The sequence below is a fragment of the Novosphingobium sp. genome, from assembly GCF_041915465.1.
Lineage (GTDB): Bacteria > Pseudomonadota > Alphaproteobacteria > Sphingomonadales > Sphingomonadaceae > Novosphingobium.
This window is the reverse complement of record NZ_JAYSBK010000091.1, coordinates 1-12,291: the sequence shown is the minus strand read 5'-3', so window position 1 is coordinate 12,291 and position 12,291 is coordinate 1. Positions and strand designations below refer to the sequence as shown.

Genomic DNA, 12,291 nt, shown 5'->3' with positions numbered 1-12,291 from the left:
CATTTTCTCAGCTCTCCGTCGCGGGGCCAGAAGAATTGACCGGAGCCGCGTGGTTGTCGTCGCGCTTTTCGCGCGAAAGGAAGGAACGGGCAAGGATAAACAGGACGCCCAGCGTGATCGCCGCATCGGCCAGGTTGAAGATCAGGAACGGGCGCCATTCGCCAAAGTGCAGGTCGGCATAATCGACCACGAAACCATAGGTCCAGCGGTCCTTGATATTGCCAAGTGCGCCGCCCAGCACCAGCCCCAGTGGCAGGATATCGGCGCTGAGGCGTTCGCGCAGCATCCACACCAGCACCACCAGCGCGATCAGCGCGGTCGCACCCAGCAGGACCAGGCGCATTTCCATCGATTGGGCGGTGAACATGCCCAGCGAAACGCCATAGTTCGAGGTCAGCGTGAGGTTGAAGAACGGCAGCAGGACCACCTGATCCCCGTCGCGCGTCAGCTTCAGTGTGCCGGTGACATAGCCCTTCACCCACTGGTCCAGCACATAGACCAGAACTGCAAGGGCCAGGCCCAGCAGGCGATTGCGGGTGGTAAGGGTCATTCGGCCCCGTCCATCGCCGATACAACCTGATCGCAGCGTGAACAGAGCGCGCCGTCCTCGGTCACTTCGGGCAAGTGCCGCCAGCAGCGGCCGCACTTGTGGTCGGTGGTGCGGGTGACATCGATCTCGTGAATGTTCGGATTGGCGTCATCCGCAAACCCACTCACATTGACTTGGGCGGCGATGCAAATTTCCGTGAAGTCCGCACCTCCAGCATTTGCTCGAGCGACAAGACCAGCATCTTTCGATCGAACATTGACGATCGCTTCCATCGTGGAACCGATGACTTTTTCGCGGCGAAGTGGTTCAATCTGTTCGAATACACGCGAACGCAGCTCCCGCAACGCATCCCAGCGGGCCAGATCGACTTCGGCGGCAGGCACCACCGGCCATTCCAGCAGATGCACCGACCCGCCTTCCGGATAGCGGCTGGCCCAGACTTCCTCGGCGGTGAACACCAGCACCGGGGCGGCGTAACGGATCAGGGCGTGGAACAGCACGTCGAGCACGGTGCGATAGGCCATGCGCTTCGGGTCCGAAGGCGCATCGCAATAGAGGCTGTCCTTGCGGATATCGAAGAAGAAGGCCGAGAGGTCTTCGTTGCAGAAATCGGTCAGCGCGCGGACGTAAGTGTTGAAGTCGTAGTCATCGACGGCCTGCTTCAATGTCGCGTCCAGCTTGCCCAGCAGCGCCAGGACATAGCGTTCCAGTTCCGGCATGGCGGCAACGTCCACCCGCTCCGCCTCGCTGAACCCATCGAGCGCGCCCAAGAGGTAGCGGAAGGTGTTGCGCAGCTTGCGGTACTGGTCCGACACGCCCTTGAGGATTTCATCGCCGATGCGGTGATCCTCGGTGAAGTCGACCGACAGCGCCCACAGCCGGATGATGTCCGCGCCATAGGTTTCCATGACCTTCAGCGGGTCGATGGTGTTGCCCAGCGACTTCGACATCTTCATGCCCTTGGCGTCCATGGTGAAGCCGTGGGTCAGCACCGCTTTGTACGGCGCATGGCCGCGCGTGGCGCAGGCTTCCAGCAGGCTCGACTGGAACCAGCCGCGATGCTGGTCGCTGCCTTCGAGATACATATCGGCGAGCGGGCCGGTATAGCCTTCGTGCCGGGTCAGGTCGGGCCAGCGCCCGCTTTCCAGCACGAAGGCGTGGGTGGAACCCGAATCGAACCACACGTCGAGAATGTCGGTGACGCGCTCGTAATCTTCGGCCCGGTAATCGGCCCCAAGGTATTCCTGCGCGCGGGCATCGCTCCACGCATCGACGCCGCCGGCCGTCACCGCCGCGATGATCCGCGCGTTGACGGCGGGATCGACGAGGTACTGGCCGCTTTCGCGGTTCACGAACAGCGTGATCGGCACGCCCCAGGCGCGCTGGCGGCTGAGCACCCAGTCGGGCCGCCCTTCGACCATCGAGCCGATGCGGTTGCGGCCCTTGTCCGGCACGAAGCGGGTATCGGCAATGGCCTGCATCGCGGCTTCGCGCAGGGTCGGCGCGGCGCAGAGCTGCTCCTCGACCGGGTTGATCGCGCCGCCTTCGTTTTCCCAGCGGCGCTCTGCCGGGGTCTTGGGGCTGATATGGGTCATCACCCGGTCCATCGGCACGAACCACTGCGGGGTGCAGCGGAAGATCACCTTGGCCTTGGACCGCCACGAATGCGGATAGGAGTGCTTGTAGTCCGCACTGGCGGCCAGCAGCGCGCCGGTTTCCTTGAGCGCGGTGCAGATCGGCCCGTCGGGCGCGTTGAACTTGGGATTGATGATAGAGCCTTCGCCGCCCAGCCACAGCCAGTCAGCCCGGTACTTGCCATCGCCCTCAACCGCGAAGACCGGCTCGATGCCGTGGGCCTTGCACAGGTCAAAGTCGTCTTCGCCGTGGTCGGGCGCCATGTGGACCAGGCCCGTACCGCTTTCGGTGGTGACGAAATCACCCGGCAGGAACGGGCGCGGCTTGGCGAAGAACCCGCCGAGTTCGTGCATTGGGTGACGGACGACGGTGCCAGCGAGTTCGGAGCCTTTGATAGTCCATTCTTCGCAGTCGTCTGCGAATTCGAGCGAGAATGTTACGCTTGGTAAACCTAGGTCTGTGACATCAATTGACGCGAAGATTGATTGCAAACGGCTGGCAAATGCGGGCAGCAGTTCGGTTGCAATAATCAATCGAGTCAGTTTGTCGAACCAAGGAATAGCCGCCTGCACTCGTGCACGGGCACCGAGGGACTGCTCGTTGGTAACCTGAGACGTATTGAACGCTAGGACGCACTCCACCACCGAGTACTCAACCTCCGGCCCATAGGCGATCGCCTGGTTCGCCGGGATCGTCCACGGGGTGGTCGTCCAGATCACGGCGTGGGCGCCGACCAGTTCGGCAATCGGCGATTCGGTAATTTCGAAAGCGAGGTCGATCTGGGTCGAGGTGATGTCCTCGTATTCGACCTCGGCTTCGGCCAGCGCGGTCTTTTCGACCGGGGACCACATCACCGGCTTGGCTCCGCGATAGAGCATGCCGTTTTCGGCAAACTTCAGCAGTTCGGCCACGATGGTGCCTTCGGCCTCGGAATCCATCGTCAGATAGGGATTGTCCCAATCGCCATTGATGCCGAGGCGCTTCAATTGTTCGCGCTGGGTGTTGACCCAGTGCTGGGCATAGGCACGGCATTCGGCGCGGAATTCCTCCGCCGGAACCTCGTCTTTGTTGAGCTTCTTCTTGCGGTACTGTTCCTCGACCTTCCATTCGATCGGCAGGCCGTGGCAGTCCCAGCCCGGAACGTAGGGCGCGTCCATGCCCTTCAGGCTCTGCGTGCGCACCACCATGTCCTTCAGGATATGGTTCAGCGCATGGCCGATGTGCATGTCGCCGTTGGCATAGGGCGGGCCATCGTGAAGGATGAACTTTTCGCGCCCGGCGCGGGCATCGCGCAGCTGGCGATAGAGCCCCTGATCGAGCCACCGCGCCAGAATGCCCGGCTCCTTCTGGGGGAGGCCGGCCTTCATCGGGAACTCGGTCTTCGGCAGGAAGACGGTCGAACGGAAATCGCGCTGCTCAGTCATGATCGGCGGGCCTTAGCCGGGGCGGCGGCGTTTCGCAATTTCTGGTTCGCGGGCAGCCGATTCAATCGCGCGCCGCGCGCCGCGCCTCCAGCGCCTTGGCCAGCTCAGCCTCTTCGCGCGGGTTGCGCTTGTTGTAGGCGGGGCGCAGCGCCGGGCCGACGCTCCACATATCGTCCACCCAGACATAGCCATTGAACGAGCGCGGCACCTCGCCCAGCTGTTCGGGCAGGTCGAGCCCCATCGGCCTGTCCTTGCCACGGTCCGCGATCACCACCACCCGGCCGCCGACCGCTTCCATCCGCGCGATCAGCCGGTCGGGCCAGCCGGCGAAGGCCCACTGGTAGTTGAGGGGCACGAACATCGTGCCGTTGCGGCAGCTTTCGGGCACCAGCGTCAGCCAGCCGGTCTTGAGGTAGCCAATGGTGCAGGCCTTCACGCTGTCCGGGCTAAAGGCCCAGACGCCGGGGAAGGCGGTGCGCACGCGGGCGATCAGGGGTTCGGGCCCCGAAAAACCGTCGCCGCGCGCCACCGGATCACGCCCTGCCGCCTTCAGCGCGGCAATCAGCCGGTCGGCGTGTTCGGGGTCGCGGGTCTTGAAGTTGTAGATCAGCGCGGTGTTTCCGGCTGCGTCGAGGCCCTGCTCAAGGCTGGGGATCGCGCCAATCGCCTTGCCGCGAAACGGGAAGGTCTTGCCGCCATCCGCGCTGTAGCCATAGCCTGCGTCGAGCGTCTGGAGCTGCGCCAGGGTCGCCGCGCCGGTCGGCCCCTTGCCATTGGTGCGGCAATCGAGCGCGGCATCGTGGAACAGCGCGATCTTGCCGTCGGCGGTCGGGGCGATGTCGATCTCGACCACTTGCGCGCCCAGCCGCTTGGCCGAATTGATCGCTGAGACGGTATTTTCAAGGTAGTCGTGCAGCGGGGGTTCGATCCGGGTGGCGGTGCAATCCTGGTCACCAAGCCCCACATGACTAAATTGCTGCATCGTGCCGCGATGGGCGACCAGCTTGACGTAGCCCCTGGGGCTGTCCGCCAGCCAGCTTGCATTGATGAAGGTCAGCACCAGGAACAGCACCGCCAGCACCAGCGCGATTCGCTTGATCCAGCGCCTCACTTGCGGGCGATCCCGCTCAGCAGATCCTTGGCCTGCAGGCAGTCCCGCTCCATCTGCGCGATCAGGTCATCAAGCGAATCGAACTTGGCTTCGCCGCGCAGGAAGTGGTGGAACGACACTTCGATCTCCTCGCCGTAAAGGTCGCCCGCAAAATCGAAGAAGTGCGGCTCAAGCAGCTCCTTGGGCGGATCGAAGGTGGGGCGGATGCCCATGTTGGCGGCGCCGTGCAGCAGCGTGCCGCGCAAGGGGCCGGTCTCGATCAGGCCGGTCACGGCATAGATCCCGTAGCGCGGGCGCAGGTAATTCCCGAGTGCGAGGTTGGCGGTGGGAAAGCCGATCGTTCGGCCCACCTTGTCCCCGTGCTGGACCTGCCCGCGAATCGCGAAGGGGCGCGTCAGGAGGTGCGTCGCCAGGCCACAGTCGCCGACTTTCAGCGCATCGCGGATCCGGCTGGAGGAAACGACCTCGCCTTGTTCGGCGACGGCGCCAACCGCGCGCGCCGCAAGCCCGCAGGTTGCCCCCAGATCGCGCAGCACCGCCACATTGCCGCCGCGCCCCTTGCCAAAGGTGAAGTCCTCGCCCGTCACCACGCCGGCGGCACCAAGCCGGCGGGCGAGCAGTTCGGTCACGAAATCCTGCGCCGTGGTAGCGGCCAGCGCAGCGTCGAAGGCAAACACCAACATCGCGTCCGCGCCCGCATTGGCGAACAGTTCCTGCCGCTGGTCCAGCGTGGTCAGGCGGAAGGGCGGGGCATCGGGCGCGAAATAGCGCACCGGGTGCGGATCGAAAGTGGCGATGATCGCCGGGCGGCCCTCGGCCCGCGCCCAGTCGAGCGCTTCCTTGGCCACGGCCTGGTGGCCGCGGTGAAAGCCGTCGAAATTGCCCAGCGCAATGATCGCGCCGCGCAGCGATTCGGGCATGGGCTGGGAGGCATCGAGCCGCAGGATCGTCATCGTGCCAGCTTCTGCTCCGGCGTCAGGCGCGCATAGGGGATCATGCCAAGGCGGATCACGCGCAGTGCGTTGCCGCCCATGGCCTTGCGGATTTCATCGTGGCTGAAGCCTTCGTCAAGCAGGGCCTGGGTGATCTGCACCAGCTTCGAGGTATCGAAGCGCACGGTGGTCGATCCATCGTAGTCGCTGCCCAGCGCAACATAGTCGATCCCGACAAGGTCGCGCACGTGGCGCATCGCCTTGGCAATGGCGCGGGGGCTGGTATCGCAGACCGCCGCGTCCCAGTACCCGATCCCAATCACCCCGCCGGTCGCAGCCAGCGCCCGGATTTCGGGGTCCGAGAGGTTGCGGTTGACCTGGCAGGTCGCCTGCACCCCGCCGTGGCTGAACACCACCGGGCGGCGGGCCATGGCCAGTACTTCGCCGATGCAGGCATGGCTGCAATGCGCGATGTCGACGATCATGCCCATGTCTTCCATCCGGGTGACGACCTGCCGCCCGAACGGGGTCAGCCCCGCCTTGGACACGCCGTGCAGCGATCCGGCCAGTTCGTTGTCGAAGAAGTGGGTGAGGCCCGCCATGCGGAAGCCCGCGGCGTAAAGCCGGTCAAGGTTGGCGATATTGCCTTCCAGATCGTGCAGGCCTTCGATCGAGAGCAGCGCGCCGACCGGGCCGGTAGCATTGGTGTGCGCGGCGAGCAGCGCATCGAGGCTGGCATCGTCCGAGACCTTGACTAGCTTGCCGCCTGATGCCGCCACCGCCCGGTCAAGCTTCGTGGCGTGCCACAGTGAGCGCTCGGTCAGCGAGGTCCAGGTCCGCACCGGCTGAAGCTGGGCGATGGCGAGCGGCGTGATGTTGTCCGTATCGCCGGTGTTGTGGTCATAGTTCAGCCCGCGCGGGGCCTTGGTGACCGACGAGAACACCTGCAGCGTGACATTGCCTTCTGCCAAGCGCGGCAGGTCTTCATGGCCGCGATCCGCACGCTTCAGCACGTCGCGCTGCCACATCAGGGTGTCAGAGTGCAGGTCGACGATATGCAGCGTCTTGTGCAGCGCAATCGCCTCCGCGCTGACCGGGATGAGCGGCCCGCCGTCGAGCTTGTTCATGCCCTTTTCGAGATAGCCGGGCGCGAATCCGAAGAACCCTGCCGCCGCAACGGCCAGCACCGCCAGTGGAATCCAGAACCGCTTGCGCATCACCCCTCCTGCGTTTCGGGTTTCTTACGCAGCAAGGTGACGAAATCAAAGGCCGGGTTGCGTCCCTCTGCCGGATGACTCTCACGCTGGGCTTCGGTCCACCCGGCACGGTCAAGTGAGGGGAAGTGCGTGTCACCCTCGGGCGAGGCATGGACTTCGGTCAGTTCGATGCGGTGCGCCAGCGGCAGCGCCTCGGCATAGATCTGCGCCCCGCCGAAGATCACGATCTGCGGGGCGTTGGCAAGCTTCAGCGCTTCGGCCAGCGATCCGGCGCGCTCCGCTCCGTCCGCGCTCCAGTCGGCGTCGCGGGTGATGACGATGTGGCGGCGTCCCGGCAGCAGTCCGGGCAGCGAATCGAAGGTCTTGCGGCCCATCACCAGCGGTTTGCCCATGGTCAGCGATTTGACGCGGCGGAAATCGGCCGAAATGTGCCAGGGCATGCCACCCTCCGCACCGATCACGCCATTGTCTGCCACGGCGACGACGAAGACGATCTCGCTGCCTGTCATGCCGACTGCTTAAAGCCCCAGCCGGGTGACATGGCCCATCTTGCGCCCCGGACGGGCGGCGGCCTTGCCGTAAAGGTGCAGGTGATTGGCCGGATCGGCCAGGATCTGGTCCCAGTCGTGCGCATCTTCGCCGATCAGGTTGGTCATCACCGCCGATTTAGCGGCCAGCCGGGTGTCGCCCAGCGGCAAGCCGCAGATCGCGCGAATGTGATTCTCGAACTGGCTCGTCAGTGCCCCCTCGATCGTCCAGTGACCCGAATTGTGGACACGCGGGGCCATCTCGTTGAACACCGGGCCATCGGCCGTGGCGAAGAATTCGAGCGTCAACACCCCGACATAGCCAAGGGCATGGGCAACCTTTTCCGCCAAGGCGCGCGCGGCCGGCACCTGTTCGAGCACCTGCCGGCTGGCGGGCACGGTCGAGGTATCAAGGATCCCGCCCTTGTGGACGTTCTCGGCGCTGTCCCAGAACACCACCGCGCCATCGCTGCCGCGGCACAGGATCACGCTGAACTCGCGCGTGAAGTGGACGAAGCCTTCATAAACCAGCGGTTGGTCGCCCACGCGGATGCCTTCGGCCTCGTGGTCGGCCATGATCCGCCACTGGCCCTTCCCGTCATAGCCTTCGCGCCGGGTCTTGAGGATGCCGGGCGCGCCGATCCGGTCGATCGCGGTGGCCAGGTCCTCGGCCGTGTCGACCGCGAGATAGGGTGCGGGGCGGCCGCCCAGCCCTTCGACGAAGCGCTTTTCATTGAGCCGGTCCTGCGCCACTTCCAGCGCGCGCGCGCCCGGCAGCAGCCTTGCCGAGCCCAGTGCCTTCAGCGGCGCGACGGGGACATTCTCGAACTCGTAGGTGATGACCGCGCAGTCGGCGGCGAATTCGGCCAGCGCGGCGCCGTCGTCATAGCGTGCATTGGTGAACTGGGCGCAGACCTCGGCCGCGATCGAATCGGCCTCTGGCGCATAGACGTGGCACCGGTAACCGAGCTGCGCCGCCGCCATCGCCAGCATCCGGCCCAGCTGGCCGCCGCCAAGGATCCCGATGGTTTCGCCCGGTGCGATGATCATCGCGATTGGTTCGCCTTTCTCAGCTCGGCCGTTCGGCCACGCTGGCGCTCTGCGCCGCACGGAAGGCCTTCACGCGTTCGGCCAGTGCCGGATCGGTGGTGGCCAGGATCGCGGCCGCCAGCAGCCCCGCGTTGGTTGCCCCCGCTTCGCCGATGGCGAGCGTGCCGACCGGGATCCCGGCGGGCATCTGCACGATCGAGAGCAGGCTGTCCTGCCCAGACAGCGCCTTGGATTGCACCGGCACGCCCAGCACCGGCAGGTGGGTCATGCTGGCGACCATTCCCGGCAGGTGCGCAGCGCCGCCCGCGCCGGCGATAATCACCTTGAAGCCGGCGTCTGCCGCCCCTTCGGCAAATTCGACCAGCCGCGCCGGGGTGCGGTGGGCCGAAACGATCCGAGCGTCATAGGCGACGCCCAGCTTATCCAGCGCATCGGCCGCGCATTTCATCGTCGCCCAGTCGGACTGGCTGCCCATGACGATCGCGACGGGAACGGTCATCTCAACGCTCCGAGAGGTAATAGCGCTCAAGCGCGTTCAGATTGTCGTCCAGTTCATAGACGATCGGCTGGCCGGTCGGGATTTCAAGGCCGGTGATCTCGTCGTCCGAAATGCCCGAAAGATGCTTCACCAGTGCGCGCAAGGAATTGCCGTGGGCGGCGACCAGCACCGTCTCGCCAGCCTTCAGCGCCGGAGCGATGTTCGCCTCGTAATAGGGCAGGACGCGCGTGATGGTGTCCTTGAGGCTTTCGGTCGAAGGGATGGCGATGCCTGCGTAGCGCGCATCGAGCTTGAGATCGAACTCGCTGCCATCTTCCAGCACGGGCGGCGGCGTATCGAAGCTGCGGCGCCAGATCTTGACCTGGTCTTCGCCGTGCTTCGCCGCCGTCTCGGCCTTGTCGAGCCCGGTCAGCCCACCATAGTGGCGCTCGTTCAGGCGCCAGTCCTTGGTTTCGGGAATCCACAGCCGGCCCGCAGCTTCGAGCGCAAGGTGCAGGGTGCGAATCGCGCGGGTCTGGAAACTGGTGAAAGCGACCGTGGGGAGCATCCCCTTCGCCTTGAGCAGCGCGCCGGCCGCGCGGGCTTCGTCCTCGCCCTTGGGGGTCAGGTCGACGTCCCACCAACCGGTGAAGCGGTTTTCCAGGTTCCACTGGCTCTGCCCATGGCGGACAAGGATCAGGCGCGGCACTTGCTAACTCCCCCTGTTTCAGGAGCATCGGCCCCTAGCTTGTCGAGTCGGCTTTGGGAAGCGCGGGGTTGCTTTCCTGCGCCATTTCGCGCGCCTGCTGCTTGCGGCGGCGCAGGTTCTCGCGCAGCTTGGCGGCCAGCCGTTCCTCGCGGGTCTGGAGCTGGGCCGGGGAGGCGGGTTCGTCGGACATGGAGCGGTTCCTGCCGCGATGCGCGGCCAAGCTCAAGCTTTTGCCGCAAACACAGGTTGACAAAACTGGGGGCCACGGCCAATAGCGCGCCCCTGTCCGGCGGCACCGCCAGCCCGGACCCTTTGGAATGGTGTGCTGCTGTAGCTCAGTGGTAGAGCGCATCCTTGGTAAGGCTGAGGTCGGGAGTTCAATCCTCCCCAGCAGCACCATTCCCCCCCGTTGTCAGGTCGAGGTCCGACGCGCGGTGCTGCCGCGGGGTTGCGTGCGTCAGTACAGCCGGGCCGATTCTTCGGGATGATCCAGCATCTGGCGCTTGATCCGCTTGCCGTCGGGCGTGTGGTTAAGCCAGCCGAGCATGACGACCACGGCGGCTGCTGCATAAAAGACATAGCGCACGGCTCTTCTCCATCCTGCATGTCCCCCTGTGTTGCATCTGCCCTGGTCGATCAGGCGTTTAGGCACTGCTGGTGAATCCCGGCTTGCCAGGTATGGACAGCAGTCGGCATGAGAATCTTAACCCTGTTCGTCAGGGTAATTCCGTCAGGCGCGCAGGTCGGCCCATTCGGGATGACGGCGAAACGCAGCGTCAATGTAGCTGCAGACCGGATCGATCCGAAAGCCCTGTTCGCGGGCATCGGCAATTAGCGCCTCGACCAGCTGGGCCGCCACGCCGCGCCCGCCGATTTCCGGCGGGACCAGGGTGTGGTCGGCGATCCGCACATTGCCATTCTGCACCCAGGTCAGCTGCCCGATCGCGCTGCTGCCGGGCACGTTCGCGAGGTATTCGCCCTTGGCGCAGTCTCCGTGCCGGGTGATCGTGACGCCTGTCATTGCGTGAGCTCCTGCTTGACGGGGAACCGTGCCCCGCCCATGCAACATGGCGATGCAATTCCTGTCCGACAATGCCGCAGCCGTTCATCCCCGCGTCTGGGATGCAATGCGTGCCGCCGACGCGCCGCAGCCGCCCTATGACAACGATGCGCTGAGCCAGGCGCTTGATGCGGCCTTCGCCGAACTGTTCGGACGCCCCTGCGCGGTGCTCTGGGTGGCGACGGGGACGGCGGCGAACTGCCTGGCCCTGGCGACGATGGTTGCGCCGCACAGCGGCGTAATCTGCCACCGCGAGGCGCACATCGAAACCGACGAATGCGGCGCGCCCGGTTTTTATACCCATGGGGCCAAGCTGCTGCTCGCCGAGGGCGAGGGCGCGAAGCTCGCCGTGGACAGCGTCGCCGCAGTGCTTTCAGGAATTCGGGGCGATGTCCACCAGGTCCAGCCCAGCGCGGTATCGGTGACTCAGGCGAGCGAATACGGCCGCGCCTATACGCCCGCCGAAATGGCGGCGCTGTCCGCCTTCGTGAAGCAGCGGGGCCTCAAGTTCCACGTCGACGGTGCGCGCTTCGGCAATGCCGTCGCCCATCTGGGTTGCACGCCGTGGGAAGCCTGCGCCGGGGCCGATGCGCTCTCGTTCGGCTGCGTCAAGAACGGGGGCATGAGCGCCGAGGCGCTGGTGTTCTTCGACGAAGGTCTGGCCGATCTTGCCCGCCTGCGCCGCAAGCGCGCGGGGCATCTGCAATCCAAGGGCCGGTTCATGGCGGCGCAGATCCTGGCCATGCTCGAAGGCGGGCTCTGGCTGGAAAACGCCCGCGCCGCCAATGCCGCCGCGCAGGAAATCGTCGCTTCCGCGCAGGATCGCCTGCTCCACCCGGTCGAGGCGAACGAAATCTTCCTCAGGCTGAGCCTGGACGAGCGCGCCGCGCTGCGCGCGCAGGGTTTCTCCTTCTATGATTGGGGGGATGATGCGGCGCGGTTCGTAACCGCTTGGAACAGCGATCCGACCTACGTCAGCGCCCTGTCCTGCGCCATCGCCGCACTATGACCCAGCCGCCAGTGCAATCATCAGCCCAGTCGCAGGGCCGCGCGATCGCGGCCTTTATCCTCGTTACCCTGATCTGGGGTTCGACCTGGCTGGTGATCAAGGACCAGATCAGCGCGGTTCCGGTGAGCTGGGCGGTCACCTGGCGCTTCACGCTGGCCGCAGTGGGGATGTTCCTCCTCGCGGCGCTGCGCGGCGAGCGACTGGTGCTGGCGCGTGACGGTTTCCTGCTGGCGGTGCCGATGGGGCTGTTCCAGTTCTTCGGCAATTTCCAGCTGGTTTACCGCGCGGAACACTACATCACCTCGGGCCTCGTCGCGGTGCTGTTCGCGCTGTTGCTGGTGCCCAATGCGCTGCTGGCACGGATTTTCGTTGGCGCGCAGGTGAGCCGGCGGTTCCTGGTGGGTTCGGCAGTGGCGCTGGTCGGGATCGCGCTGCTCCTGACCCATGAATACCGCGCGGCACCTGCGGGCGGCGGTGACGTGCTGGTCGGGCTTGCCTTCACCGCCTGCGCGATCCTGTGCGCCTCGATCGCCAACGTCATGCAGGCCACCGACACCGCGCGGCGGCAGAGCGTGGTGGTGCTGATCGC

The 12,291-nt window shown here is 65.5% G+C and carries 14 protein-coding genes and 1 tRNA gene; 3 read left to right on the top strand and 12 right to left on the bottom strand.

Annotated features, from left to right (window positions below; all coding sequences use genetic code 11):
• Positions 1-7: 7 nt before the first annotated feature.
• The 10 genes from lspA to ACE3SN_RS13450 form a co-directional block, all read right to left on the bottom strand.
• Entirely contained in the window at positions 8-550 is a 543-nt protein-coding gene (gene lspA / locus ACE3SN_RS13495; RefSeq protein ID WP_374530826.1) for a signal peptidase II, read from the bottom strand.
• Positions 547-3,609, bottom strand: a complete 3,063-nt coding sequence (locus tag ACE3SN_RS13490) for an isoleucine--tRNA ligase (protein WP_374530824.1) — start codon at positions 3,607-3,609, stop codon at positions 547-549. The genes lspA and ACE3SN_RS13490 overlap by 4 nt, the downstream gene beginning before the upstream one ends.
• Before the next feature lie 61 nt (positions 3,610-3,670).
• The gene (locus ACE3SN_RS13485) at positions 3,671-4,720 is read right to left on the bottom strand and encodes a glycerophosphodiester phosphodiesterase family protein (protein ID WP_374530822.1); all 1,050 of its coding nucleotides are present in this window, start codon (positions 4,718-4,720) and stop codon (positions 3,671-3,673) included.
• Complete coding sequence (locus tag ACE3SN_RS13480) at positions 4,717-5,667, bottom strand: bifunctional riboflavin kinase/FAD synthetase (protein ID WP_374530832.1); 951 nt, start codon at positions 5,665-5,667, stop codon at positions 4,717-4,719. The genes ACE3SN_RS13485 and ACE3SN_RS13480 overlap by 4 nt, the downstream gene beginning before the upstream one ends.
• A 2-nt stretch (positions 5,668-5,669) precedes the next feature.
• Positions 5,670-6,869, bottom strand: coding sequence for a dipeptidase (locus ACE3SN_RS13475; protein ID WP_374530820.1), 1,200 nt, complete (start codon positions 6,867-6,869; stop codon positions 5,670-5,672).
• Entirely contained in the window at positions 6,869-7,378 is a 510-nt protein-coding gene (locus ACE3SN_RS13470) for a dihydrofolate reductase (protein WP_374530818.1), read from the bottom strand. Before ACE3SN_RS13470 ends, ACE3SN_RS13475 begins: the two co-directional genes overlap by 1 nt.
• A 9-nt stretch (positions 7,379-7,387) precedes the next feature.
• Entirely contained in the window at positions 7,388-8,443 is a 1,056-nt protein-coding gene (locus ACE3SN_RS13465) for a 5-(carboxyamino)imidazole ribonucleotide synthase (RefSeq protein ID WP_374530830.1), read from the bottom strand.
• A 22-nt stretch (positions 8,444-8,465) separates the two neighbouring features.
• Positions 8,466-8,945, bottom strand: coding sequence for a 5-(carboxyamino)imidazole ribonucleotide mutase (purE, locus tag ACE3SN_RS13460; protein ID WP_374530816.1), 480 nt, complete (start codon positions 8,943-8,945; stop codon positions 8,466-8,468).
• A gap of 1 nt (position 8,946) precedes the next feature.
• On the bottom strand, positions 8,947-9,633 hold the full coding sequence (gpmA, locus tag ACE3SN_RS13455; protein ID WP_374530815.1) for a 2,3-diphosphoglycerate-dependent phosphoglycerate mutase: 687 nt from the start codon (positions 9,631-9,633) through the stop codon (positions 8,947-8,949).
• A 34-nt stretch (positions 9,634-9,667) separates the two neighbouring features.
• Positions 9,668-9,823 carry a hypothetical protein gene (locus tag ACE3SN_RS13450; protein ID WP_374530813.1) on the bottom strand — a complete coding sequence of 52 codons (156 nt, stop codon included), beginning with the start codon at positions 9,821-9,823 and terminating at the stop codon, positions 9,668-9,670.
• Positions 9,824-9,957: 134 nt separating this feature from the next.
• Between ACE3SN_RS13450 and ACE3SN_RS13445 the strand changes: the two genes are divergently transcribed.
• Positions 9,958-10,032, top strand: a tRNA-Thr gene (locus ACE3SN_RS13445).
• Positions 10,033-10,090: 58 nt separating this feature from the next.
• Here ACE3SN_RS13445 and ACE3SN_RS13440 read toward each other — a convergent pair.
• Both ACE3SN_RS13440 and ACE3SN_RS13435 read right to left on the bottom strand, forming a co-directional pair.
• Positions 10,091-10,219: a hypothetical protein gene (locus ACE3SN_RS13440; protein ID WP_374530811.1), complete on the bottom strand. Its 129-nt coding sequence runs from the start codon at positions 10,217-10,219 to the stop codon at positions 10,091-10,093.
• Between the two features lie 144 nt (positions 10,220-10,363).
• On the bottom strand, positions 10,364-10,654 hold the full coding sequence (locus ACE3SN_RS13435) for a GNAT family N-acetyltransferase (RefSeq protein WP_374530809.1): 291 nt from the start codon (positions 10,652-10,654) through the stop codon (positions 10,364-10,366).
• Between the two features lie 52 nt (positions 10,655-10,706).
• Here ACE3SN_RS13435 and ACE3SN_RS13430 point away from each other — a divergent pair, with 52 nt between their 5' ends.
• Together ACE3SN_RS13430 and ACE3SN_RS13425 are read left to right on the top strand one after the other, a co-directional pair.
• Complete coding sequence (locus tag ACE3SN_RS13430) at positions 10,707-11,702, top strand: low specificity L-threonine aldolase (protein ID WP_374530828.1); 996 nt, start codon at positions 10,707-10,709, stop codon at positions 11,700-11,702.
• The coding region (locus ACE3SN_RS13425; protein ID WP_374530807.1) for a DMT family transporter at positions 11,699-12,291 on the top strand (593 nt) is incomplete at its 3' end. The genes ACE3SN_RS13430 and ACE3SN_RS13425, both read left to right, overlap by 4 nt.

Excerpts from the sequence above, each read along its gene's own strand:
- lspA (WP_374530826.1), bottom strand. The coding sequence starts at position 550 with ATGACCCTTACCACCCGCAATCGCCTGCTGGGCCTGGCCCTTGCAGTT.
- ACE3SN_RS13490 (WP_374530824.1), bottom strand. The coding sequence starts at position 3,609 with ATGACTGAGCAGCGCGATTTCCGTTCGACCGTCTTCCTGCCGAAGACC.
- ACE3SN_RS13475 (WP_374530820.1), bottom strand. The coding sequence starts at position 6,869 with ATGCGCAAGCGGTTCTGGATTCCACTGGCGGTGCTGGCCGTTGCGGCG.
- ACE3SN_RS13470 (WP_374530818.1), bottom strand. The coding sequence starts at position 7,378 with ATGACAGGCAGCGAGATCGTCTTCGTCGTCGCCGTGGCAGACAATGGC.
- purE (WP_374530816.1), bottom strand. The coding sequence starts at position 8,945 with ATGACCGTTCCCGTCGCGATCGTCATGGGCAGCCAGTCCGACTGGGCG.
- ACE3SN_RS13450 (WP_374530813.1), bottom strand. The coding sequence starts at position 9,823 with ATGTCCGACGAACCCGCCTCCCCGGCCCAGCTCCAGACCCGCGAGGAA.
- ACE3SN_RS13435 (WP_374530809.1), bottom strand. The coding sequence starts at position 10,654 with ATGACAGGCGTCACGATCACCCGGCACGGAGACTGCGCCAAGGGCGAA.
- ACE3SN_RS13430 (WP_374530828.1), top strand. The coding sequence starts at position 10,707 with ATGCAATTCCTGTCCGACAATGCCGCAGCCGTTCATCCCCGCGTCTGG.